The 26743-nt window shown below is 68.9% G+C and carries 7 protein-coding genes (1 of these 7 running past the window's edge); 3 read left to right on the forward strand and 4 right to left on the reverse strand.

From position 1 onward, the window contains the following. Positions 1-22052 carry the 3' portion of a non-ribosomal peptide synthase/polyketide synthase gene (locus JZ792_RS07810; protein ID WP_216908312.1) on the forward strand. It extends 15115 nt beyond the left edge of the window, so the window shows 22052 of its 37167 coding nt (coding positions 15116-37167); its start codon lies off the left edge, out of view; its stop codon occupies positions 22050-22052. 202 nt (positions 22053-22254) lie between these two features. Here the strand turns inward: JZ792_RS07810 and JZ792_RS07815 are convergent, their stop codons facing one another. Then, a complete protein-coding gene (locus tag JZ792_RS07815; protein WP_216908314.1) occupies positions 22255-22563 on the reverse strand; it encodes a hypothetical protein in 309 nt (102 codons plus the stop codon). Between the two features lie 20 nt (positions 22564-22583). On the opposite strand from JZ792_RS07815, the gene JZ792_RS07820 reads away from it, so the two are divergent. Continuing rightward, positions 22584-22862 (forward strand): hypothetical protein, encoded by a 279-nt coding sequence (locus tag JZ792_RS07820; RefSeq protein WP_216908316.1) that lies wholly within the window; start codon positions 22584-22586, stop codon positions 22860-22862. A gap of 125 nt (positions 22863-22987) precedes the next feature. Here JZ792_RS07820 and JZ792_RS07825 read toward each other — a convergent pair whose 3' ends face one another. Both JZ792_RS07825 and JZ792_RS07830 read right to left on the reverse strand, forming a co-directional pair. Beyond that, positions 22988-23953 (reverse strand): Rpn family recombination-promoting nuclease/putative transposase, encoded by a 966-nt coding sequence (locus JZ792_RS07825; protein ID WP_216908318.1) that lies wholly within the window; start codon positions 23951-23953, stop codon positions 22988-22990. Between the two features lie 217 nt (positions 23954-24170). Next, a complete protein-coding gene (locus tag JZ792_RS07830; protein ID WP_216908320.1) occupies positions 24171-25526 on the reverse strand; it encodes a 2OG-Fe(II) oxygenase in 1356 nt (451 codons plus the stop codon). Positions 25527-25850: 324 nt separating this feature from the next. Here JZ792_RS07830 and JZ792_RS07835 point away from each other — a divergent pair, with 324 nt between their 5' ends. Further along, complete coding sequence (locus tag JZ792_RS07835) at positions 25851-26432, forward strand: Uma2 family endonuclease (protein WP_254189468.1); 582 nt, start codon at positions 25851-25853, stop codon at positions 26430-26432. A gap of 21 nt (positions 26433-26453) precedes the next feature. Here the strand turns inward: JZ792_RS07835 and JZ792_RS07840 are convergent. After that, positions 26454-26743: thioredoxin domain-containing protein (locus JZ792_RS07840; RefSeq protein WP_498044240.1), on the reverse strand; the 290-nt coding region annotated here is incomplete at its 5' end.

Raw genomic sequence — 26743 nt, forward strand, 5'->3', positions numbered from 1 at the left:
TGTTCGGCGGCGAGGCGCTGGAACTGCGCAGGCTGTCCACCTGGATCGCCAGGCACGGAGACGGCGTCACCGGCGCGTCGGTCGGTTCCGGACCGCTGCTGGTGAACATGTACGGCATCACCGAGACCACGGTGCACGTGTCGTACCGCGCGTTGGACGCCGCCACCGTCGCCTCGGCCTCCGGCAGTATCGTCGGCCGCGCCATCGCGGGGTTGCGCGTGTACGTGCTCGACAGCCGTCTGCGCCCGGTGCCGGTCGGCGTCGCGGGTGAGATGTATGTGGCCGGACCGCAATTGGCGCGCGGTTACCTCGGCAGGCCCGATCTCACCACCGCCAGGTTCGTGGCGAATCCGCTCGCGGACGCGGGCGACGCCGGTTCCCGGCTGTACCGCTCGGGCGACCTCGCGCGCTGGAACCGGTTCGGCGAACTCGAATATCTCGGCCGCGCCGACGACCAGGTCAAGGTCCGCGGTTTCCGTATCGAACTCGGCGAGATCGAATCCGCGGTGCTCGCGCAGCCGGGGATCGCGCAGGCCGCGGTCGTCGTGCGCGAGGACCAGCCGGGCGATCAGCGCATCGTGGCCTACGTGGTGTCCGAACCCGAGGTCGTCCCCGATCTCGACGTGGTGCGCCAGGGTGCGGCCGAACAGCTGCCGTCCTACATGGTGCCCTCGGCGCTCGTTCGCCTCGAATGGATTCCGCTGACCGTCAACGGAAAGCTGGATCGCAAGGCGCTGCCCGCGCCCGCCGCGCAGGCGCGGGCCTTCCGCGCCCCGGTCACGCCGGTGCAGGAGACGGTCGCCGCCGTCTTCGCCGAGGTACTCGACCTGCCCAGGGTCGGCGTCGACGACGATTTCTTCGATCTCGGCGGCAACTCGCTCATCGCCACCAGGGTGGTGTCGCGAATCGGCGCGGCGCTCGGGACGTCGATCCCGGTGCGCGCCCTGTTCGAGGCGACCACCGTGGCCGCGCTGGCCGCACGGGTGGAATCGCACACCGACGGTGACGCCCGTGCCCGCCTGGTGGCCCGGCCACGCTCCGCGGACGCGGTGGTGCCGCTGTCCTACGCGCAGCAGCGCATGTGGTTCCTGAACAAGTACGACACCTCCTCGGCCGCCTACAACCTGCCGCTGGCCATCCGGCTCTCCGGCGCGCTCGACGTCGAGGCGCTGCGCCTCGCGGTCGCCGACGTGGTGCGCAGGCACGAATCGCTGCGCACCAGGTATCCCGAGCACGGTGGCACCCCGGTCCAGGTCATCGTCCCGGCCGAGGACATCGCACTGGACCTGCGTCCGGTCGCGGTGGACGCCGCGGACGCGACCGCCGAGGTCGTCGCCTTCGCCGCCACCGGATTCGATGTGGCCGAACAGGTTCCGCTGCGGGCCCGGCTCTACGAGGTCGGTCCGGACGAACACGTTCTCGTGGTGGTCGTGCACCACATCGCCGGTGACGGTTTCTCCATGGGCCCGCTCTCGCGCGATGTGATGACCGCCTACACCGCCCGCAGCCAGGGCAGCGATCCCGGCTGGGCGCCGCTGACGGTGCAGTACGCCGATTTCGCGATCTGGCAGCGCGATGTGCTCGGCGCCGAGGACGATCCGGCCTCGCTGCTCGCCCGCCAGGTCGAGTACTGGCAGCGCGCGCTCGACGGCGTCCCCGACGAGCTGACCCTGCCCGCCGACCGTCCGCGTCCGCCGGTGGCCTCGTTGCGCGGCGCGACCGTGCACGCGGAACTGCCCGCCGACCTCGTCGCGGCGCTGGACACCCTCGCTCGGTCGCGGGGCGCGTCGCTGTTCATGGTGATGCACAGCGCCCTGGCGGTGCTGCTCGCGCGACTGTCGGGCACCGACGACATCGCGGTCGGCACGCCGATCGCGGGCCGTGGCGAACAGGCGCTCGACGATCTGGTCGGCATGTTCGTCAACACCCTGGTGCTGCGCACCGGTGTCGGTCCGGCCGAACCGTTCGGCGAACTGGTCGAGCGGGTACGCAAGACCGACCTGGACGCCTACGGCAACGCCGACGTGCCCTTCGAACGCCTGGTCGAACTGCTCGCGCCCGAACGGTCGCAGTCGCGCAACCCGCTGTTCCAGGTGGCGCTGGCCTTCCAGAACCTCGACAGCACCGCGCTGGAATTGCCGGGTCTTCGGGTGTCGGCGCTGCCGCTCGAGGAGACCGTCGCCCGCTTCGACCTCCAGTTCACCCTGTCGGATCGGACCGGCGCCGACGGCAGCCCGGCGGGTATGACCCTCGCGCTCACCTACGCGACCGATCTGTTCGACGAATCGACCGCGGCCGGTTTCGTGACGCGCTGGCGGCGAGTGCTCGACGCCGTCGCCGCCGATCCCTCGGTGCGGGTCGGCGCGATCGAACTGCTCGACGCGGACGAGCGCGCCGATCTGGTGGCCCGCACCGGCCCGCCCGCGATCGCCCCGCGCACGCTGCCGGAACTGCTCGCCAGCGCCGTGGCGCGCGATCCGCGGGCGCCCGCCGTGATCTTCCGCGGTGTCACGACGACCTACGGAGAGCTCGACGATCGCTCGAATCGTCTGGCCCGCCTGCTGATCTCCGAGGGCATCGGCCCCGAGGACCTGGTGGCCGTCGGCGTGCCGCGTTCGTCGGACTCGGTCTTCGTCGCGCTGTCGGTGTCCAAGACCGGCGCCGCGTTCGTTCCGGTCGACCCGACCTACCCGGCCGACCGCATCGCGCACATGGTGACCGATTCCGGTTCGCCGCTGGGTATCACGGTCGCCGAAACCCGTGCCGGACTGCCTGATTCGGTGCGCTGGCTGGTACTCGACGAGCTGGATCTGGACGCCTTCGACGGTGCGCCGATCACCGACGCGGACCGGGTGCGCCCGCTGCGTCCGGAGAATCCGGCCTACGTCATCTACACCTCCGGTTCCACCGGTGTGCCCAAGGGCGTCGTGGTGTCGCATACCGTGCTCGCCAACTTCGCCACCGCGCAGATCGAGCACTACGGACTCGACTCCGACACGCGCGCCATGCATTTCGCGTCGCCGAGTTTCGATGCCTCGATCCTGGAACTGCTGCTCGCGCTCGGACCCGGCGGCGCGCTCGTCGTGGTGCCGACCGGCGTCTACGGCGGTGAGGAACTCGCGGAGTTGATGCGCACCGAGCGCGTCAGCGCGTCGTTCATCACCCCCGCCGCGCTGGCGACCTTCGAGACGAGCGGCCTGGATTCCTTCCGGGTGCTCGCCGTCGGCGGTGAGGCGTTGCGCCCGGAGCTGGTCGTGAAATGGGCGGTCCCGCTGGCCGACGGCACGGTGCGGCGCGTCCACAATGTGTACGGCCCGACCGAGACCGCCATGGTGGTCAATATCAGCGACCCGGTGCTCCCCGGCGACCCGCTGCCGATCGGCGGCCCTATCCGCGGTATGCAATCGCTGATCCTGGACGACCGGCTGCGTCCGGTGCCGGTCGGCGTCGCGGGTGAGCTCTACATCTCGGGTATCCAGCTGGCTCGCGGCTACCACGCGCGGCCCGCGCTCAGTGCCGATCGCTTCGTCGCCAACCCGTTCGTCGCCGGTCAGCGCATGTACCGCACCGGTGACGTGGTCCGCTGGACCCGTGACGGCGCGGTGGAATACGTCGGCCGATCCGATTTCCAGGTGAAGGTGCGCGGTTTCCGCATCGAACTCGGCGAGATCGACAGCGCCCTCGCGGCGCACCCGAATGTGGATTTCGCCACGACGGTCGGTCACACGAGCGCCGTCGGCGCGGTGTCGCTGGTGTCGTATGTCATGGCGGCGCCGGGACGTTCGATCGATATCGCCGAGCTGACCGCGCGGCTGGAGGAGCGGCTGCCCGCCTATATGGTGCCGTCCTCGATCATGGTGCTCGACCACCTGCCGCTCACCCCGGTGGGCAAACTGGACCGAAAGGCGTTGCCGGAACCGGTCTTCGCGACCGAGGTCGTTTTCCGCGCCGCGCGCACACCGGTCGAGCAGACCATCGCCGAGGTCTTCGCCGAAGTGCTCGGGGTCGAACGCGTCGGCGTCGACGATTCGTTCTTCGCGTTGGGCGGCGACAGCATCGTCTCCATCCAGCTGGTCTCGCGCGCCAAGGCGCGCGGTGTGGTGTTCACCCCGCGCAACGTCTTCGAGCAGCGGACCGTCGCCGGACTCGCCGCGGTCGCCGAGACCGCCGAAGCCGCCGACACCGCGGTGGCGGTGCTGGAGGAACTGCCCGGTGGCGGCGTCGGCGTGATGCCGTTGACGCCGGTGGTGCGGTTCATGGCGCAGCGGCCGGGCTCGTTCGGCCGCTTCAACCAGACCCTCGCGCTGGAACTGCCGGTCGGCATCGACCGCGCGGGCATCGCCACGACCGTCGGCGCGGTCATCGACCGCCACGACATGTTGCGCGCCCGGCTGTACGACGACGGCACGGATCTGGTGGTGGAAACCGCCGCGCCCGGCACCGTCGACGTGGACTCGCTCATCGAGCGAGTCGAGTTCCCGGCCTCGGCCGCCGACGACGAACTCATCGAGATCGCCACCGCCGCACTGAATTCCGCGCTCGACCGGCTCGACCCCGGGTCGGGAACGGTGATCCGCTTCGTCTGGCTCGATCCGTCCGATTCCGGCCGGATGGGCCGGTTGATCGTGCTGGCGCACCACCTCGTGGTCGACGGCGTCTCGTGGCGCATCCTGGTCCCGGACCTGGTGACCGCGTGGGGCCGGTTCACCGCGGGCCAGCAGCCCGAACTCGTCGCGCCGACCACCTCCATGCGGGCCTGGGCGCACGCGCTGCGCGCGGAGGCCGAGAGCCAGTCGCGCGTGGCCGAACTCGACTTCTGGCGCATGGTCGCGAACACCCCCGATCCGCTGCTCACCGAACGGGCGATGGATCCGGCCGTCGACACCTCCGGCGTCATCGAGAAACTTCAGGTCGAGGTGTCCGCCGAGGTCACCAAGGCCCTGCTGACCACCGTGCCCGCGCTGTTCCACGGCGGCGTCAACGACGGTCTGCTCACCGCGCTGGTCCTGGCGACCGCCAAGTGGCGGTCCCGCCGTACCGCCGCGCGCGCCGACGAGGCGACGCTGATCCGGCTCGAGGGCCACGGCCGCGAAGAGGACATCGTGCCCGGCGCGGACCTGTCGCGCACCGTCGGCTGGTTCACCGCGATCTTCCCGGTCCGGTTCGATCTGGCGGGTATCGACGTCGACGCCGCGCTGACCGGTGGGCCCGCGCTCGGCAAGGCCGTCAAGGCGATCAAGGAACAGTTGCTCGCGGTGCCGGACAAGGGCATCGGCTACGGGCTGCTGCGCTACCTGAACCCCGCGACGGCGGCCCAGCTGCCCGAAAACCTGCCCGGCCAGGTCAGTTTCAACTACCTCGGTCGCGTCTCCGACAGCGATGTGCCCGAGGCGCTGCGCGGCTTCGGCTGGGTCCCGGCCCGCGAACTCGGCGCGCTCGCGGGTTCCTACGACGCGGATATGCCCGCGATGGCACCGCTGGACGTCAACGCGATCGTGGTCGGCGACAAGCTGACCGCCAATATCGGCTACCCGTCGACCCTGCTCGACGCCGCCGCGGTGCGCGAATTCGGCGAACTGTGGACCTCGGCGCTGGAAGCGGTCGCGCGGCACGCGAATTCGGCCGACGCGGGCGGACACACCCCCGCCGACTTCGCGCTGGTCACCACGACCCAGCGTGATATCGACACCTGGGAGAAGCGTTTCCCGACGCTCACCGATGTGTGGCCGCTGTCCGCGCTGCAAGCCGGTCTGCTGTTCCACGCTCGTCTCGCGGCGAGTTCGGTGGACGTCTACACCGCCCAGGCCGTACTGACCCTCACCGGTCGCGTCGACGCCACCCGTCTGCGCGCGGCCGCACAGGCTCTGGTCGATCGCTACGAGAACCTGCGCACGGCCTTCCTCACCGACCGGCACGGTAATCCGGTGCAGGTCGTGCTCGACAGCGTCCGGGTCGCCTGGGCCGAACACGATCGCGTCGAATCGGGCGAGAGCGCCGACCTGATCAAGGCCGACCGCATGCGCCGTTTCGATCTGACCGCGCCGCCGCTGATCCGGTTCACCCTGATCCGGGTCGCCGCCGACCGCTGGCAGTTCGCGGTGGCCAACCACCACATCCTGCTCGACGGCTGGTCGATGCCGCTGCTCATGCGGGATCTGCTCGCGCTCTACGCGCTGCACGCCGACACCACGGCACTGCCCTCGGTGCGCTCCTACCGGCACTTCCTCGAATGGACCGCGCAGCAGGACCACACCGCCTCGGTGGCGGCGTGGGCGCACGCGCTGCGCGGGGTCAGCGAACCGACGCTGCTGTCGCGTCCGGACGCGGGCCGCGAGATCACCACGCTGTCGGGCGAGTACTTCTTCGAACTCGACGAGGTGGCGACCACCCGACTCACCGAACTGGCGAGTTCGCTGGGTGTCACCCCGAACACGGTGCTCCAGGTCGCCTGGGGCATCCTGGTCGGCCGCATGAGCGGACGCGAGGACGTGCTGTTCGGCACCACCGTCTCCGGTCGCCCGGCCCAACTGGCCGGGGTGGAGGCCATGGTCGGCCTGTTCATCAACACCGTGCCGGTGCGGGTGCGTTTCGATCCCGCCGAATCCGCGCGCCGACTGCTGACCCGTACCCAGGGTGAGCAGGCCGATCTGCTCGACCACCACTATGTCGGCCTGGCCGACATCCAGTCCGCCGCGGGCATGGCGGGACTTTTCGACACCCTCGTGGTCTTCGAGTCCTACCCGGTGGACGCCGACGGCATTCGCGCGCAGGCCGCCGATATCGACGGGATGGCCGTCGTCGGCCTCGACGCCGCCGACGCCACGCACTACCCGCTCACCCTGATCGCCCAGCTCGATGCGCGCCTGCGGATCCGCGCGGGTTACCTGCGCGATCTGTTCGACGAGGCGACGGTGCGCCGTATCGCCGACCGCCTGGTGCGGGTGCTGACCGCGATCACCACCGAACCCGACGTCGATGTCGGCGATATCGAACTCGTCGACGCCGCCGAACGCGAACTGGTCACCACCGGCTGGAACGACACCGCCTTCGATGTGGCGGCGGTCCTGGCGCAACGTGCGGCGGCCGTGCCGCAGGGACGATCCACAAGGACGTCGTCCGCGCCGTCGGTGGACACCGAACCGGTCGCGACCCTGGTCTCGCTGTTCGAGATGCAGCTGGCCAAGACGCCGGAGGCGACCGCGCTCACGTTCGAGGGGACGAATCTGTCCTACGACGAGTTCGCGGCACGGGTCTATCGCCTGGCCCGCTGGCTCATCGACCGCGGCGTCGGCCCGGAATCGTTCGTGGCGCTGGGGATGCGGCGCTCGGTCGATCTAGTTGTCGGCATGTACGCCGTGACGATCGCGGGCGGCGCGTACGTGCCGCTCGACCCGGATCACCCGGCCGAGCGCACCGAATACATTCTCGCCACGGCCGATCCGGTCTGTGTGCTCACCTCCGGCAGTGATCTCGACATCGATACCGCGCAGGTCCGCATCGACCTGCTCGACCTGTCGGGACTGTCCGAACATCCGGTGACGGCGGGGGAGCGGCGCGCGCCGCTGCGTCCGTCGAACACCGCCTACGTCATCTTCACCTCCGGTTCGACCGGTAGGCCGAAGGGTGTGGCGGTCTCGCATGCCGCGATCGTGAACCGCCTGGTGTGGATGCAGGCCGAATACGGTCTCACCGAAGCCGACGCCGTCCTTCAGAAGACGCCCGCGACCTTCGACGTGTCGGTGTGGGAGTTCTTCTGGCCCTTGCAGATCGGCGCGCGCCTGGTGATCGCGAAGCCGGACGGTCACCGTGATCCGGCCTACCTGGCCGAGGTCATCGCGACCGAACGGGTCACCGTGACACATTTCGTGCCGTCCATGCTCGCGGTCTTCGTCGCCGACGCCGCCGCGTCGCGCTGCGGGTCGCTACGGATGGTGTTCGCCTCGGGTGAGGCGCTCTCGCCCAAACCCGCGCACCGCCTGCGCGAACTGACCGGCGCGGCCATGCACAACCTCTACGGTCCGACCGAAGCGGCCGTCGACGTCACCTATCACCGGGTGGTCGCCGCCGACACCGAACTGGTCCCGATCGGCGCACCGGTGTTCAACACCCAGGTCTACGTGCTGGATTCGCGGCTGCGGCCCGCTCCGGTCGGCGTCGCGGGTGAGCTCTATCTCGCGGGCGAGCAACTCGCGCGCTGCTACGTCGCCAGGCCCGACCTGACCAGCGACCGTTTCGTCGCCGACCCGTTCGACGCGGCGGGATCGCGGATGTACCGCACCGGCGACCTCGTCGCCTGGAATTCCGTCGGCGAACTGGAATACCTGGGCCGCACCGATTTCCAGGTGAAACTGCGCGGTCTGCGTATCGAACTCGGCGAGATCGAATCCGCGCTCACCGGCCTGGACGAGATCGCCCAGTCGGTGGTCGTCGTCCGCACCGACGCGCACGCGGGAGATCAACTGATCGCCTACGTGGTCGGAGTGGCGAACCTGCGCGTCGACACCGAACTGGTGCGCGAGGATCTCGGCAGGCAGCTGCCCGCGTACATGGTGCCCGCCGCGGTCATCGTGCTCGACGAATTCCCGCTCAACGCCTCGGGCAAGCTGGATCGCAAGGCGCTGCCCGCGCCGGTCTTCGAGGTCGCGGTCTTCCGCGCGCCGACGACACCGGTCGAGGAGATCGTCGCCGACATCTTCGCCGATGTGCTCGGCGCCGCCCGCGTCGGACTCGACGACGATTTCTTCGCACTCGGCGGCAACTCGCTGAGCGCGACCCAGGTCGCGGCCAGGCTGTCCGCCGCGCTCGACACCGAACTCGGTGTCAGGGAGTTGTTCGACGCCTCCACCGTGGTCGCGCTGGCGGCCCGGGTGGAATCGCGGGCCGGGGCGGGCGCGCGCGCGGCCCTGGCGCCGCAGCAGCGTCCCGACCGCGTGCCGCTGTCGCTGGCTCAGCAGCGCATGTGGTTCCTCAACCGCTTCGACCCGGAGTCGACGGTCGACAACATCCCGGCCGCGGTGCGGCTCTCCGGTCTGCTCGACCGGCAGGCCTTGCAGATCGCGGTCGCCGACGTGCTGGCCAGGCACGAATCACTGCGCACCTTCTACCCCGAGGTGGACGGCGCGGCCCAGCAGCAGATCGTGCCGACCGGGCAGGTCATCCCCGATCTCGCCCCGGTCGACGTCAGCGAGGACGCACTGCCCGCGCGGCTCGCGGACTTCGTGCAGACGGCCTTCGACGTCACCGCCGAGGTGCCGTTCCGGGCCAGGCTCTTCGAGGTCAGCCCCACCGAACACATTCTCGCGCTGGTCGTGCACCACATCTCGTCCGACGGCTTCTCCATGGGCCCGCTGACCCGCGACATCATGATCGCCTACGGCGCGCGCGTCGAAGGCGGCGAACCGTCCTGGCGTCCGCTCGAGGTGCAGTACGCGGACTTCGCGCTGTGGCAGCGCGCGGTGCTCGGCGCCGAGGACGACCCGGAATCGGTGATCTCCGAACAGATCTCGTTCTGGAGCGACGAGCTGCGAGCACTGCCCGAGCAACTCGACCTGCCCGCCGACCGGCCGCGTCCCGCGGTCGCCAGCGGTCGGGGCGCCACCCACGCCTTCGATATCGACGCCGAAACCCACGCCGGGCTGGTCGAATTGGCCCGCACCCGTGGCGCGACGCTGTTCATGGTCGCGCACACCGCGCTCGCGGTGCTGCTGGCGCGACTGTCCGGCGAGGACGATATCGCCGTCGGCACCCCGGTGGCCGGTCGCGGCGAACGCGCGCTCGACGATCTGATCGGCATGTTCGTCAACACGCTGGTGCTGCGGACCCCGGTCGATCGCGGCGCGACGTTCACCGACCTGCTCGGCTCGGTGCGCGCCACCGATATCGCCGCGTTCGGTCATTCCGACCTGCCGTTCGAGCGGCTGGTGGAAATCCTCAACCCGGCCCGTTCGCAGGCCCGCCATCCGCTGTTCCAGGTCATGCTGTCGTTCCAGAACACCGGACAGACCAGCCTGGAATTGCCCGGCCTGACGGTCAGCGGCGTCGACCTGCCGATCGACGTGGCGAAATTCGACCTGCAACTGGTGATGTCGGAGAAACCCGCCGCCGAGGGCATCGTCGCCGAACTCATCTACGCGACCGATCTGTTCGACCCGGCCACGATGGAGGATTTCGGCAGGCGGTTCAAGCGGCTGCTCGGCGCGGTTGTCGCCGAACCCGATCGGGCGATCGGCGATATCCCGCTGCTTGACGAGCGGGAGAGCTACCGGGCGTTGCGCGGCTGGAACTCCACCGTGCGGGAGCTGGATTCGGCGACCACGCTGGTGGCGGAGTTCGCCCGTCAGGAGTCGGTGACTCCGGACGCGGTGGCGATCGTGGACCCGGCGAGCGGTATCTCGCTGACCTATGCCGAGTTCGGTGCGCGTACGCATCGTCTGGCTCGGCGTCTGATCGCGGCGGGCGTGGGTCCGGAGTCGTTGGTGGCCCTGGGGATCCGCCGTTCTGTCGATCTGGTCGTCGCCGCCTACGCGGTGCAGGAGGCCGGTGGCGGTTACGTGCCGCTGGATCTGGATCAGCCCGCCGAGCGGGTGGGTCACGTGCTCGAATCCGCGTCGCCCACGTGTGTATTGACCACGGCGCGTGATGGTTTCGACGCCACCGGTATCGAGACCCTCGTGGTCGACGAACTCGACCTTTCCGGATATTCCGATGCGCCGGTCACCGATGCCGAGCGGATCGCGCCGTTGCTCGCGCAGCATCCGGCCTATGTGATCTTCACGTCCGGTTCGACGGGTCGTCCGAAGGGTGTGGCGCTGCCGCATTCGGCGGTGGTGAATCAGATCCGCTGGATCACCGGTCAGTACGGCATCGGCGCGGACGACGTGGTGCTGTTCAAGACGCCCGCGACCTTCGACGTGTCGGTGTGGGAGTTGTTCGGTCCGCTCTCGACCGGTGGCCGGATGGTCGTGGCCACGCCGGACGGTCATCGGGATCCGCAGTATCTGGCGGAGGTGATCGCGTCCGAGCGGGTGACGATGACCTCGTTCGTGCCGTCGATGCTGACCGTCTTCGCGGGCAGCGCCGACAGCGCGGCCCTCGGTTCCCTGCGCGCTCTGCTGGTCGCGGGTGAGGCATTCACCTCCGACGCCGTCGCCGCCATCCGCCGGGTCAGCTCGGCCGAGCTGTACAACCTCTACGGCCCGACCGAATTCGCCGTCCACGCGACGCACGCGCCGGTGGCCGACGACGTCTCCGGCGCGGTGCCCATCGGTCTTCCGGTGTGGAACGCGCAGGCGTTCGTGCTGGATTCACGGTTGCATCCGGTCCCTGCCGGTGTCGCGGGTGAGCTCTACCTCGCGGGTGATCAGCTGGCGCGCGGCTACTACGGCCGCACGGATCTGACGTCGGATCGTTTCGTGGCGAATCCGTTCGGTGCGCCCGGTGCGCGCATGTACCGGACCGGTGACCTCGTCACCCGTGCGGCGGACGGTTCGATCGTGTACCTGGGTCGTACCGACTTCCAGGTCAAACTGCGTGGCCTTCGCATCGAACTCGGTGAGATCGAAACCGCGCTGACCGGTCACGACACCGTCGCGCAGGCGGTGGCGCTGGTCCGCTCGGACGCGCTGACCGGCGACCGCCTCGTCGCCTACGTCGTGCCCGCTCCCGGCGCGACCGTCGACATCGAGACCCTGCGCGCCCACGTGGCCGCGCGACTGCCGTCCTACATGGTCCCGGCCGCGACCGTGGTTCTCGACGAGATGCCGCTCAACGCCAACGGCAAACTGGATCGCCGCGCGCTGCCCGAACCGGTCTTCGAGGCGCGCGAGTTCCGCGCGCCGTCGACGCCGATCGAACAGACCGTCGCCGACACCTTCGCCGACGTTCTCGGTCTGGCCGGGGACCGTCCGGTCGGCCTCGACGACGATTTCTTCGATCTCGGCGGCAACTCGCTGATCGCCACCCAGGTGGCGGCTCGCCTCGGCGCGGCCCTGGACACCAGGGTTCCGGTCCGCATGCTGTTCGAAGCGCCGACCGTCGCCGGTCTGGCGACCAGGGTCGAAGCGCACGCGGGCAGTGGACGGCGTCGCGAGCTGGCCGCGGGACCGCGTCCGGCCACCATTCCGCTCTCGCTGGCCCAGCAGCGCATGTGGTTCCTGAACCGGTTCGACAACCGGACCGCCGTGAACAACATCCCGCTCGCCGTCCGCCTGACCGGAACGCTCGACGCCGACGCGTTGCGCCAGGCCGTCGCCGACGTGGTCGACCGGCACGAAGTGCTGCGGACGGTGTACCCGCAGACCGCCGAGGGCACCGGCGTCCAGGTGGTGCTGCCCACCGGTCACGACGGTCTGGATCTGACGCCGATTCCGGTGTCGGAGGACGAGATCGCCGAACGGGTCAACGATCTGGTGCTCACCGGATTCGACGTGACCACCGAAGTTCCCGTGCGCGCCAGGCTGTTCCGCATCGCGGCGTCGATGGACGGCTCCAGCCCGGAGACGCACGTGCTGGTCTTCGTCGTGCACCACATCTCCGGCGACGGCTGGTCGGTCCGGCCACTGGCCAGGGATGTGATGATCGCCTACGCCGCCCGTTCGCGCGGTGAGGCTCCCGGTTGGGCGCCCCTGCCGGTCCAGTACGCCGATTTCGCGCTGTGGCAGCGCGAAACCCTCGGTTCGGAAGAGGATCCGGCGTCGTTGATCGGCGAGCAGATCGCGTTCTGGTCCCGGCATCTGGCCGGACTGTCCGATCAACTGGATCTGCCCTCCGACCGCTCCCGTCCCGCCGTCGCGTCCCATCGCGGCGACGTGTTCGAATTCGATCTCGACGCGACACTGGTCCGCGCGCTCGACGGTCTCGCCCGCAGCCACGGCGCGAGCCTGTTCATGGTCGTGCACGCCGCGCTCGCGGCGCTGCTGGCCCGGCTGTCCGGCTCCGACGACATCGCGGTCGGCACCGCCGTCGCCGGACGCGGTGAGGCCGTGCTCGACGACGCGATCGGCATGTTCGTCAACACGCTGGTGCTGCGCAGCACGGTCGATCCGGCCCTGACCGTCGCCGAACTGCTCGCCCACACCAGGGAAACCGACCTCGCCGCGTTCGGCCACGCCGACCTGCCCTTCGAGCGACTGGTCGAAATCCTGAACCCGGCGCGGTCGCAGGCCAGGCACCCGCTGTTCCAGGTGATGCTGTCGTTCCAGAACACCGGGGAAGCCTCGTTCGAGCTGCCGGGCCTCGAGGTCGCCGGTGTCCCGCTCGACGTCGTCACCGCCAAATTCGACCTGCACCTCAACGTCTCCGACCGCCTCGCCGCGGACGGCACCTCCGACGGTATGCGCGCCGAATTCGCCTACGCCACCGATATGTTCGACGCCGAGACGGTGGCAGGCTTCGCCCGGCGACTGGTCGGACTGCTGAGCGCGATGGTCGAACGCGACGACGCGGTGCTCGGCGATATCGATCTGCTCGACACCGCCGAACGTCGTCAGCTCGTCGCGGGCTGGAACGACACCGCCGTCGAGATCGATGCCGAGGCCACCCTCGCCTCGATGTATCGCGCGCAGGCCCCGCACGCGCCCGGCGCGACCGCGCTCACCTTCGAGGGGACGGATCTGTCCTACGGCGAGTTCGACGCCAGGGTGAACCGCCTCGCCAGGCACCTGATCTCGCTCGGCGTCGGTCCGGACACCATGGTGGCGCTGGGGATGCGGCGTTCGCTGGAACTGGTGATCGGCATGTACGCGGTGACCGTGGCCGGTGGCGCGTACGTGCCGCTGGACCCCGATCATCCCGCCGATCGCACCCGCTATGTGCTCGACACCGCGGCACCGGTCTGCGTGCTCACCACCGCGCGCGACGAATTCGATGCCGGTGACGTGCACGCGGTCGACATCGCCGACCTGGATCTGTCGGCGTACTCGTCGGATCCGGTGACCGACGCGGATCGTCGTGCGCCGCTGCGCCCGTCGAACACCGCCTACGTCATCTTCACCTCCGGTTCGACCGGCCGCCCCAAGGGTGTCGCCGTCTCGCATGCCGCGATCGTGAACCGCCTGGTGTGGATGCAGGCCGAGTACGGGCTCGAATCCGACGACGTGGTGTTGCAGAAGACCCCGGCCACCTTCGATGTGTCGGTGTGGGAGTTCTTCTGGCCCTTGCAGATCGGCGCGCGCCTGGTGATCGCCAAGCCGGACGGACATCGCGATCCGGCCTACCTGGTCGACATCATCACCGGCACGAATATCACCGTCGCGCATTTCGTGCCGTCGATGATGTCGGTGTTCGTGGCCGAAACGGGCGCCGCCCGATGCACCGGCCTGCGGTATGTCTTCGCCTCCGGCGAGGCGCTGCCCGCCGTGACCGCGCAGAAGTTGCGCGAACTCACCGGAACGGCGGTGCACAACCTGTACGGCCCGACCGAGGCCGCGGTGGACGTCACCTTCCACGAGGTGACCGATGCCGACACGGTGTCGGTGCCGATCGGCGCTCCCGTCTCGAACACGCGTGTCTACGTGCTGGATTCGCGGTTGCATCCGGTTCCGGTGGGTGTCGCGGGTGAGCTGTATCTGGCGGGCGCGCAGTTGGCGCGCGGATATGTCGCGCGTCCCGACCTGACCGCCGATCGTTTCGTCGCGGATCCCTTCGATCCCGCCGGTGCGCGGATGTACCGCACCGGTGACCTGGTGACCTGGACGGCTGCCGGTGAGCTGGAATACCTGGGCCGTACCGACTTCCAGGTGAAGTTGCGCGGTCTGCGTATCGAACTCGGCGAGATCGAATCCGCGCTCACCGCTGTGGATTCGGTGGCCCAGGCCGTCGTGCTGGTTCGCTCCGACGATCGTCTCGGCGATCAGCTGGTCGCCTACCTGGTCCCGGCCGCCGATCGGACGATCGACGCCGAGGCCATCCGTGCCGAACTCGCGGTCGAACTGCCCGCGTACATGGTGCCGACCGCCTTCGTGACGTTGGACGCCTTCCCGCTCAACGCCTCCGGCAAGCTGGATCGCAAGGCGCTGCCCGCGCCGGTGTTCGAGGTCAAGGTCTTCCGCGCGCCGACCACTCCGGTCGAGGAGATCGTGGCGGGCATCTACGCCGACGTCCTCGGTGTGAGCCGGGTCGGTCTCGACGACGACTTCTTCGAACTCGGCGGCAACTCGCTGCTGGCCACCCAGGTCACCGCGCGGCTCGGCGCGGCACTGGACACCCAGCTGGCGGTCCGCGATCTGTTCGAGGCGTCGTCGGTGCTCGCGCTGGCCACCAGCGTCGAGCGGCTCGCGGGCTCCGGACGCACCCGGCCCACGCTGAAGGCGATGGGGCGGCCCGATCTGGTGCCGCTCTCACCCGCCCAGCAGCGGTACTGGTTCCTCAACCAGTTCGATACGAACGCCTCGGCGGTGGACAACATCCCGCTGGCCGTGCGACTGTCCGGCACCCTGGACGCGGGCGCGCTCGCCCTCGCCATCGGCGACGTCTTCGCCCGCCACGAGGTGCTGCGCACCACCTACCCGAGCGCCGAGGAGGGGCCGCGTCAGGTCATCCTCCCGGTGGCGGCGACCGCGCCGGAACTGATCGCGGTCGAGGTGGCCGAAGAGGATCTGATCGCGACGGTGATCCGGTTCGCGCTCACCACCTTCGACGTCACCGCCGAGGTGCCGCTGAAGGTCGCGCTGTACCGCGTCACCGGATCGACCTCGGAAACCGCCGAGCACGTGGTCGCCTTCGTGGTGCATCACGTCGCCGCGGACGGCGCGTCGATGGGCCCGCTGGCCCGCGATCTCATGGCCGCGTATGCGGCCCGGGTGAACCGCGAAGTGCCGCAGTGGGTTCCGCTGCCGGTGCAGTACGCGGACTACGCGCTGTGGCAGCGCGCGGTACTCGGCTCCGAGGACGATCCGGAATCGCTCGCCGCCCATCAGGTCGCCTATTGGCAGTCCGCGCTGGCCGGGCTGCCCGATCAGCTGGAACTACCCGCCGACCGTCCGCGTCCGCCGACGCAGTCGTTCCACGGCAAGGCGATCCGGTTCGAGATCTCCCCGCAGCGGCACGCCAGGCTGCACGAAGTCGCGCGCGCCAACCACGCCTCGCTGTTCATGGTCGTGCACGCCGCCCTCGCGGTGCTGCTGGCACGGCTTTCCGGTACCGAGGACATCGCGGTCGGCACCCCGATCGCGGGCCGTGGCGAACGTGAACTCGACGACCTGATCGGCATGTTCGTCAACACCCTGGTCTTCCGGACCAGCGTGCGCCCCGGCGACCGGTTCGCCGACCTGCTCGGCGACGTGCGCGAACGCGATCTGGAGGCCTTCGCCAACGCCGACGTCCCGTTCGAGCGCTTGGTCGAGGTGCTGAATCCGGAACGCTCCACCGCGCGCAATCCGCTGTTCCAGATCGGCCTGTCGTTCCAGAACCTGGCCGAGACGGCGCTGACCCTGCCCGGTCTCACCGTGAGCGCGGTCAACTTCAACTCCCAGTTGGCCAAGACCGACCTCCAGGTCACCGTCTACGACCGCTACACCGATGACGGCACCCCGGCCGAGATCATGACCGAATTCGGTTACGCCACCGACCTCTTCGACGAAGCCACGGTGCAGGGTTTCGCGGACCGGTTCGTGCGCGTACTCGACGCGGTGATCGCCGACGTCACCGTGCCGGTGGGCGAGATCGACCTGCTCGCGCCCGAGGAGAGCGAACGCATCCTCACCGCGTGGAACGACACCATCCGGCCGGTGGACACCGCCGCGACGCTGGTGTCGCTGTTCGACGCCGCCGTCGCGGCCGCCGCGCCCGGCACGGTCGCGCTGGTCGCCGACCTGCCCTCCGGCGAACGCGAGAACCTGACCTACGCCGAACTGGACGCGCGGGTCAACCGGCTCGCGCGCTACCTGATCGGACGCGGTGTCCGCACCGAGGATCGGGTCGCGCTGGCGATCCGGCGTTCGACCGATCTGGTCGTCGCCATGTACGCGGTCGCCAAATCCGGCGCCGCCTACGTGCCGGTCGACCCCGATCAGCCCGCGGACCGGGTCGACTACATCCTGGCCACGGCCGCGCCGGTCTGCGTGCTGACCACCGACCGGGAATCGTTCACGACGGCGACGGCCGAATCGGTCGTCATCGACGAACTGGACCTGTCGGGCTTCTCGGCGAACCCGGTGACCCCGTCCGAGCGTCGCGGCGCACTCACCGCGGCGAATACCGCCTACGTCATCTTCACCTCCGGTTCTACCGGCCAGCCCAAGGGCGTCGCGCTGCCGCACGGCGCGATCGCGAACCAATTGCTGTGGAAGAAGGCGGAATTCGGCCTCGGCATCGAGGACGCGGTCCTGCTCAAGACCGCGGCCACCTTCGACCTGTCGGTGTGGGAATTCTGGTCGGCGGCGGTGAGCGGCGCCAGGCTCGTCATCGCCACCGCCGACGGACATCGCGATCCGACGTACCTGAACGAGCTGATGCGCGCCACGGGTGTGACCACCCTGCACGTGGTGCCGTCCATGCTCGACGCGCTGCTGACCGAATCCGAGGATCGGCTGCCCGGTTCGCTGCGCCGCGTGCTGGCCATCGGCGAGGCGCTGCCCGCCGCGACCGCGCAGCGTTTCCGCGCGGGCAACGCCGCACAGCTGTTCAACCTCTACGGCCCCACCGAGGCCGCGGTCTCCATCACCAGCCACCTGGTCACCGCGGCCGACCGGACCTCGGTATCGATCGGCGCGCCGGAATGGAACAGCCGCGTCTACGTGCTGGACGCGCGGCTGCGGCCGGTCCCGGTCGGTGTCTCGGGCGAGTTGTACCTCGCCGGTGCGCAATTGGCGCGCGGCTACTTCGCCCGCCCCGATCTCACCACCGAACGGTTCGTCGCCGACCCGTTCGGCACGGCGGGCGAGCGCATGTACCGCACCGGCGACCTGGTGGCCTGGAACGCCGACGGCGAACTGGACTACCGGGGCCGCACCGACTTCCAGGTGAAGATCCGCGGTTTCCGTATCGAACTCGGCGAGATCGAGGCCGCGCTGCTGCGTCAGCCCGCGATCGCCGCCGCGGCCGTGCTCGCGCACACCGACCCCGGCCTCGGCGACCGACTCGTCGCCTACGTGGTGCCGTTCGTCGCCGGAATCGACCCGGAGACCGGCGAACTGGACCGGCGCGCACTGCATTCCGCGCTCGCCGCCGAACTGCCCTCCTACATGGTGCCGAGCGCCTTCGTCGCGCTGGACGCCCTGCCGCTGAACGCGAACGGCAAACTCGACCGCAACGCGTTGCCGGAGCCGACCTTCGAGAAGGCGGAGTTCCGCGCGCCGGTGACACCGGTCGAGCAGTTGGTGGCGGGAGTGTTCAGCGATGTGCTCGCCGTCGAGCACATCGGCGCCGACGACGATTTCTTCGCACTCGGCGGTAACAGCATCCTGTCGATCCAGCTGGTGTCGCGGGCCAAGGCGCTCGGCGTGGTGTTCAGCGTGCGCGACGTCTTCGACCAGCGCAGCGTCGCCGCGCTGGCCTCGGTGGCCGACACGGCTCCCGATCCGGCACTGGACCGGATCCGCGAACTGCCCGGCGGTGGAATCGGCGAAATCCCGCTGACCCCCGCCATGCGCGCGGTGCTCCCCGAAGGCGTCGGCTCGCCGAAGAGCGCGGGCTATCCGCGCTTCGCCCGCGCGGCCCTGCTGCCGCTGCCCGCCGCACTCGACTGGGACACCCTGCTCGAGGCGATCACCGCGATCATCGACCGTCACGACGCCCTGCGCACCCGGCTGCGCAAGATCGGCGGCGGCTGGGAATTCGAAGCGCTCGAATCCGGTGTCCTCGATATCGAGGACATGGTGTGCGAGGCCAGGGTGGCGAAGAACGCCGACCTGGCGCAGCTCGCCGAGGCGGAATTCCGGGAGGCGGCCACCCGTCTCGATCCGGCCGAAGGCATCGTGGCGCAGTTCGTGCTCTTCACCTTCGCCGATCACCGCGACGACGAATTGCTGGTCGTCACACACGGTTTCGTGGCCGACAGCCTGTCCTGGCAGATCCTGCTCGATGAATTGACCACGGCTGCCGATCGTCTCGGCATCGACGCGCCGCTCGCCCTGCCGTCCACCGGAACCACACTGCGGCGCTGGGCGCACAGTGTCGCGGAGGCGCCCGCGGGCACCGACGAGGCCTTCTGGCAGGAGATCTCGGCGACACCCGATCCGCTGCTCGGTGACCGCGCCTTCGATCCGGCGGTCGACACCGCGCGCACGGTGGAACACCTGCGTGTCGTGGTCCCCGCCGATATCACCGCGGCCGTGGTCGACACCGTTCCGGCGCTCTATCGCACGACCGTCACCGACGGGCTGCTCTCGGCCCTGGCGGTCGCGGTCCTGCGGTGGCGCGGCACCCGCGAGTCGACGATGCTCGTCCGGCTCGACGGTGACGGTCGCGCGGTCGACGCTGTCGCGGGCGCGGACCTCTCGCGCACCCTCGGCGGATTCGCCCTCGCCCACCCGGCGCGGATCGACCTGACCGGAACCGATCTCGACGACGCTTTCGCGGGCGGCACCGCCATGGGCGCGGTCGTGAAATCGGTGAAGGAACAGCTGCTTTCGGTGCCGAACCACGGTCTCGGCCACGGGCTGGGCGACCTCGGCCAGATCGGTTTCCACTACCGGGGTGTCCTGCCCGCCGAGATCACCACCCTGCTCGATCCCGGCATGTCCGCCGCCGCGACCGTCGATATCGACGCGACGGTGGTCGACGGCGCGAACGGCCCGCAGCTGATCGCCTCGTTCGCCTACCCCTCCGGACTGCTCACCGCGGACCGGGTGGCCGAACTGTCCGAGCACTGGGTGGCCGCGCTCGGCGCGCTCGCCGCGCACGCGGGCAGGCCGGACGCCGGTGGCCGCACGCCGTCGGATATGCCGCTGGTCCGGGTCGGCCAGTCCGATATCGAACAGTGGGAGCGCACCTACCCCGGCCTGAACGAGGTGTGGCCGCTGACCCCGCTGCAATCGGGCCTGCTGTTCCACGCGCTGATGACGACGGCGACCGTCGACGTCTACACCATCCAGGCGGTCATCGACCTGGACGGTGTCGTCGACGCCGACCGCCTGCGCACCTCGGCGCAGGGTCTGATCGACCGCTACCCCAACCTGCGCACCGCGTTCGTCACCGACTCGTCGGGTCAGGCCGTGCAGGTGGTCATGGACGGCGTCGACGTGCCCTGGCGCGACGTGGATCTCACCTCCGACGGCGACCAGGACGCGCGGTTGCGCGAACACCTCGCCGCCGACCTCGCCGACCGGTTCGACATGGCGGCACCGCCGCTGGTGCGATTCACCCTGTTCCGCACCGGCGTCGAGAAATGGCATCTGGCCATCACCACCCACCACGTCCTGCTCGACGGCTGGTCGATGCCGCTGCTGATGCAGGATCTACTCGTGCTCTACGCGCTGCGCGGCGACGGGTCGGCGCTGCCGGAGATCGCCTCCTACCGGACCTTCCTGGAATGGTTGACCGGACGTGATCTCCAGGATTCGTTGCGGGTCTGGGCGAACGCCTTCGACGGCGTCAGCGAACCCACCGAACTCGCGCCGCAACCGCGTTCGGCCGAGCAGTACGAGACCGCCCACATCGTCACCGAACTCGACGTCGACCGCACGCGCACGCTGACCAAACATTGCGCCGAACTCGGCATCACGGTGAACACGCTGGTCCAGGCCGCCTGGGGCATCCTGCTCGGCAGGCTCACCGGCCGCTCCGACGTGGTGTTCGGCGCGACGGTCTCGGGTCGCCCGGCCGAATTGTCCGGGGTGGAATCGATGGTCGGCCTGTTCATCAACACCCTCCCGGTGCGGGTGCGCATCGACGACGGCGCGACCATCGGCACGCAACTGCAACGCCTGCAACGCGATCAGGCCGAACTGCTCGACCACCACTACGTCGGTCTCGCCGATATCCAGCGGGCCGCGGGTGCGGGATCGCAGTTCGACACGCTGTTCGTCTTCGAGTCGTACCCGATCGACCGCGAGGCGATCGAAGCCGCCAGTTCGATCGACGGTATGTCGGTGACCGGCGTGAACGTCAGCAACTCGACGCACTATCCGCTGACGCTCAAGGTGGCCGCGGAATCCACCCTCGGCATCGATGTCGAATACCTGCTCAACCGGTTCACCGCCGACGAGGTCACCACCCTGTCGACCCGTCTGGTCCGGGTACTGGAAGCTCTGCTCGGCGACCCCGCCGGGCTGGTCCGCGATATCGACATCCTCGACGACGCCGAACGCGCCAAACTGCTCGCAGAATCCGGAATCGCGGCCGCCGCAACGGTTCCCGAGCAGGGTTTTGTCGGCGCGCGCACCGTGGCGAAGGTGCTCGCCGAAGTGGTCGAGGCCGATCCGCAGGCCCCCGCGCTGCTCAGCGACGGCGACGAACTCGCCTACCACGTGCTCGATCGACGGTCCTCGCAGCTGGCACGGGTGCTCATCGCGCACGGTGCGGGCCCGGGCGACGTCGTCGCGCTGGCACTGCCCCGTTCGGTGGACCTGGTGGTCGCGGCATGGGCCGTGCAGAAGGCGGGCGGCGCCTGCCTGTTCGCGCACGGACTGTCCGAGGACGACATCATCTCCGCCGGAGCCGGTTTCGGCATCGCCGCACAGGCGAGCGCCGGAGAGGTGCGGTGGCTGGTCCCGAGCGATCCGGCGCTCCAGACCGAATTGTCCGCCGCCGCCGCACATCCGGTCTCCTACGCCGACCGGGTGCGCCCGCTCGGCGAGGGCCACGCCGCCTTCGTGCAGCTGGTCGACGGCGCGACAGCGACCCTCACCCAGACCGAAGCGCTCGACCTGGCGATCCGGGTCCGCGACGAGAACGCGATCGACTACGAATCGACCACGTTCACCACCGCCTCGGCCGGCCGCCCGGCCCTGCTGGAATTCCTCGCCACCGCCACCGCGGGCGCTCTCTCGGTGATCCCCTCCGCCGACGAGATCGCCGACGACCTCGCCGAAGGCGAAGTCACCCACTGGTTCGTCGCCCCCGGCGACCCGGTCGACGCCGCCGACCCGGAGGTCCGCGTCATCACCGCGGAGTAGTCGCGCTCACCGCCGGTCCGGGCTAGATTTTCCCGGACCGGCGGGTGACCACACCGGGTCGGACCGGACTCGGCCGAGGTCCCGCCGTCGGATCCCGTCGACGCGGGCACCGAGACCGCGAAGGCCGATCCGAAGTCGCGCGCGATATCGATAACAGGTGACGACCGGGTGCGATCGGCAATTTTCCGATAGCCGTGGTCGCTCAGACGAAGATCTCGTCGAGGGTGGTGGCGGTGAGGACTCGGTCGGTCCAGGTGCGGAGTTGGGGAATTCCCCCGATCTGGATGGTGTGGATCGTTGCCGGGGAAAGTGTCCCGAACTTGGCGGTGAGCAGTTCGATCAGCGCTTCGGCATAGCCTCTGACATAGCCCTCGCAATACAATCTGACATAGGTTCCGCCATAGCCTTGGGAGCGGAGTTGTTCGACAGCGAGTTCGAGGGCCTCCTTCTCGCATGGACCGAGTTGATCGGTAAGTTCGGTCCTTGTTCCAGCGGCTTCCACAGCAAACATCTGGTAACCCCCATTTCATCGTGCCGGTGGAAGCCTCGAATGGTCTTCAATTCCGGCTTTCGCGTATGCAGGTTGAACGGCTGGATGTCCGAACCGTCCTCGCGTGTTCGTCGGACAGACCCTCCAGACGTAACGTGGTCAATCCGGTGTCGTCGAGGGCCGAGGTGCCGCCGTCGCGGAGTGTGGCGATCACGACGACGGGCTCGGTGTCCGCGTGGACCGAGCCGGTCGATCAACAGATCGAACTCGCCTGGAGCGGCGTCACCGACCAACAGCACGCAAGCCAACGCGGCCTCTAGTTCTGTGGGTGTCGGTGATCGCGCAGGCAATGTCGGCGAAAACGGACTGGAAGCATCGACATTTTTACAGGCGCCTCCCGTCTTGTGTTCGAGGGGGCTACCGGCGGAGTCCGGTGTCGGCTGGATCAGGCGAAGATCTCATCGAGGGTGGTCGCGGTCAGGACGCGGGTGGTCCAGGTGCGGAGTTGGGTGAGTTGGCCGGTCTGGATGGTGTGGACCGTTGCCGATGGAAGTACCCCGAACTTGAGGGTGAGCTGCTCGCTCAACGTCTTGGCCCGGCCGCGTGCTTCGCCTTCGGCGCGGAGTCGTTCAGCAGTCGTCATCAGGGCCTCCTTGGCGCGTGGACCGAGCCGGTCGATCAGCAGATCGAAATCGGCCTCGGTGAAATCACCGACCAGCAAAATATAGGTCATCACGACCTGTAGTTCCGCGACACCGTTCGGACCCGAGGCGAGGATACGCAAGTCATCGATCAGCTTCAGGATATCGGATCTCGGGTCGGTATTCCGTGGCGCGATCTTGTGCAAGGCCAGCATGACGCGGGTTGCGGAGGTCAGGTCGCGGGCCAGGAGCGTGGGCAGATCGAGGGCGGCCACGTCGTCGAGGAGAAACCGCAGGCGCGGCAAGTACGGGTCGAGGGCCGCCCGAGCGGCCGGGTCGAGGTCGATCAGCTCCGATAGTTCGGTCGGGGCGTTCCAGCGGCGGCCGGTGCCGTTGCTGTGCACGACCAGCGGCAGCACCGCGGGCAGGGTGTCCTGGTCCGGATACCGGTGACGGTGCTGGTTCCAGATGTTGACCAGATATTCCATGATCCGCAACGCCATGAACCGGTCGCTGCGGCTCTGATGTTCGACGAGGAGATAGATGTAGGCGGGGTGGCCGTCGAGGCGGGTGCGGTACAGGATGTCGCTGAAGCGGGAGTCGAGTTGGTCCGAGACGAAGCTGACCGGTTGTAGTTCCATGTTGTCCCAGTCGATCCGGTCGATCAGGGTTTTCGGGATCGTGTCGCGGATTTCGCAGGCGGCGTTGGCGGGGACGGACAAGACGCGCCGGAAGTACGCGTCGTGCGGACTCGATGGGTTGGCGGGCACGAGCGCGAAAGCTACATCGGACGTCGGTCGCCGCTCCCAGGATTGCGCCGAAAGGGTCGACCGAGCCGGGGTGTCTCCCTGTGAGGGGCCGTGTGTCGTCGGTGAGCGGCCGTCGATCGGCGGAGTCGGCCTGGACGGTCGGCGGGACATGGTCCGGCAGCGGCGGATTCGTCAGTGCGTGTCGCACTCCGCCACTCGCTCTCCGGGCGGCGGCGGATCATGTTCGAGGCTGCACGACTATCGCCGCACGCCGGTACCAGCGATCGATCGTGTCGCCTTCGTTGCCCATGTACCCCGCGGATTCCGTGGCGAGCATCTGGTGGGCGGATTCCGCTGTACCGGCACATATCTCGCCGTCCGACACCGAGATCTCGACCGGTGTGCCAGTATTTCCCGACTGATCGATCCACCAGGTCAGTTCGGCGTTCGAACCGAAATCATCGCCCAGTCGCGCGGTTTCGATCCGCTCGGGGTGGTCGACGGGCAGGACTCCCTCGCGCACCTCGTAATCGAAGTCCTCGTCCTCGTCCTCGATCGGTTCCCACGTCTCGTCGACTATTTCCCACGTGCCGTCGACGAGTTCCCAGCGCCGCCGCCGACCGTACATCCAGTCCTCGTCCTCGAACAGGTCGCAGGCGTGGGTCCGGTGGATCTCCGCCAAGGCCAGTGCCACATCGCATTCGGCATGCTCGGACGCCGCGACGAGAGCTCCGGCGCGAGCGGCATCGGAGCCCTTGAGCTGATCCCACCCGAACCCGCGCTGGGAATACCGGTGATCGAGGAGGTAGACGAGCCGCTTCGGTGGACGGGACGCGGGTCCGCCGTCGCGGAGCCATGTCGGCACCGGTATCGGTGTGGAGAAGTGCTCACGCAGGTGCCCGGCCAGTGTGGTGATCGTCGCGGGCGCGGTGACCAGATCATCGCTCGCGGCGGCGCGGCCGCTCGCGATCAGATTGTAGGTCAGTGAGATTCGGAAGCCCTCGGTCACCGGCAGCACCTCGTGGTGACAGTCGGCGTAGAAGGCGAGAAACCCGAGCTCACCCGGCGACCCCCGGTCGCTCACCTTCTCCCCCCGATGCTCCACCACCAACTCCCCGCCCGTGAAATCCGAGGGCAGCGTCACCACCAGGGTGCCGATCATGCCGTCGGATTTCTCCGAATCCTGGTGCCGCCGAAAGAACTGTCCCGGCTCGTACACCAGCATCGAATGCAGTTCGGCCGACAGTTCGCTGTCGCTGAACAGTCCGAGGCCGGTGCGCACCGCGTCGAGTACCGGCCCCAACGTCAGGTGCCAACGTCCCTGGTCGACGGATATCCGCCCGCGCGGAACCTCCCACGTATCACGCACATTCGGATCGAGCAGCGTCTGTTCGCCCAACCCGTACCTGGCCGGGCGCGCGATATCGCACAGCTGCCGCGCCTGCGTCGGCGTCACCGGCCACCCGAGCACCCCCACCCCCTCCACCTCGATGACCAGACTCTCGGCCGGGGCGGTGCCGTGCGCGACAAAGGAACCCGGCGGGCGCGTCGAATCCAGGAGTTCGCTGATCGCACCCGAGGTCTGGTCTGTCATCTACATCTCCGAAGCTGGTGAATCTCGGTACGGCCGGATATCGCCCGGCCGAGTCTCCGATCGGTGGCTACGCCAGAAGTTAGTCGGGGCCTCCGACAAAACTCGAGGGTCCGGCACCTCCCAGAATTCCGCGATGCCGTCCGCGTCACGAGCAGCGAACGAACCGACCGGACCAGCGGGATTCCGGGGCGAAGGTGAGCCGCGATCAGGGTGACGTGCCGATCCACTCCCGTCGGCCCGGTCCAGCGGACCAACGGCCGCGTGGAGCCGCGTGGACTAGACTCGGACGGGTCGCTCCTGCTCAGCGAGGTTGGAGGTGTTCCGATGGCGATGCCCATGCCTACTCCCAAGTCCGACCGTTGGACTGCCGCGGATCTCGATCGGATGCCCGAAGACGGACTCCGGTACGAGGTGCTGAATGGCCAGCTCGTCGTGAACGCTTCTCCGAAACCACGTCATCAGTGGTTGATCAAATGGCTGGAACGTTCGTTGGACCGCGCCCTACCGCCCGACTATGCCGTCCTCCAGGGGGTGGGTGTGTTGATCGGCGGCGACCAGCCGATTCCCGATCTGATCGTATCGACCGGGCCGATATCACTGGATGCGCGCGGAATTCCCGTCGAACAGGTCGAACTCGCGGCGGAGGTCGTGTCGAAATCGACCACTTTGCAGGACCGGATGCTCAAGCCGGTCGTGTATGCCGAAGCGGGGATCCCGAACTACTGGCGGTTCGAGATCAATCCTTTCAAGGGGCAGCTGCCGGGGGAGTCGTTGCCGGTTCTGTTCGCCTATGCCCTCGGCACCGACGAGACCTACGAGCCGACCCATCGTGTCGCAGCCGGTGAGACGGTGACGCTGCGCTCACCTTTCGAGTTCACCGTCGATCCGGCGTCGCTGATGCCTTGACCGAAGTCGGCCGCGTTTCTTCTAACGGGGAAGTTCGTGGGCCGGGGCGAGGTTCAGGAGTTCGTCGACGGACCACTGGTCGTCGGCATGTTGGCCGTGTTTGGCAGCGAGTACCCGGCCGTCGGGGGCGATGAGGAAATCGGCGGGTAGGCCGAGGCGTCCACCTTCCGGGGTGGTGGGTGGGCGGACGTGGCCGGGGGTGCGGGCGGCGCGGAGTTCGGCGGCGATGGCGCGGATGATGGCCGGCCAAGCGCGAGGGTTCAGGAGGGCGCGGGGTGCGGATTCGACGCCGAACTCGCGGTAGAGAATCC

It is taken from the genome of Nocardia noduli, assembly GCF_019038455.1.
In the GTDB taxonomy this organism is placed as follows: Bacteria; Actinomycetota; Actinomycetes; order Mycobacteriales; family Mycobacteriaceae; genus Nocardia; species Nocardia noduli.

Coding starts and splice junctions, on each gene's coding strand:
- JZ792_RS07815 (WP_216908314.1), bottom strand. CDS start 22,563: ATGTTTGCTGTGGAAGCCGCTGGAACAAGGACCGAACTTACCGATCAA.
- JZ792_RS07830 (WP_216908320.1), bottom strand. CDS start 25,526: ATGACAGACCAGACCTCGGGTGCGATCAGCGAACTCCTGGATTCGACG.
- JZ792_RS07835 (WP_254189468.1), top strand. CDS start 25,851: ATGGCGATGCCCATGCCTACTCCCAAGTCCGACCGTTGGACTGCCGCG.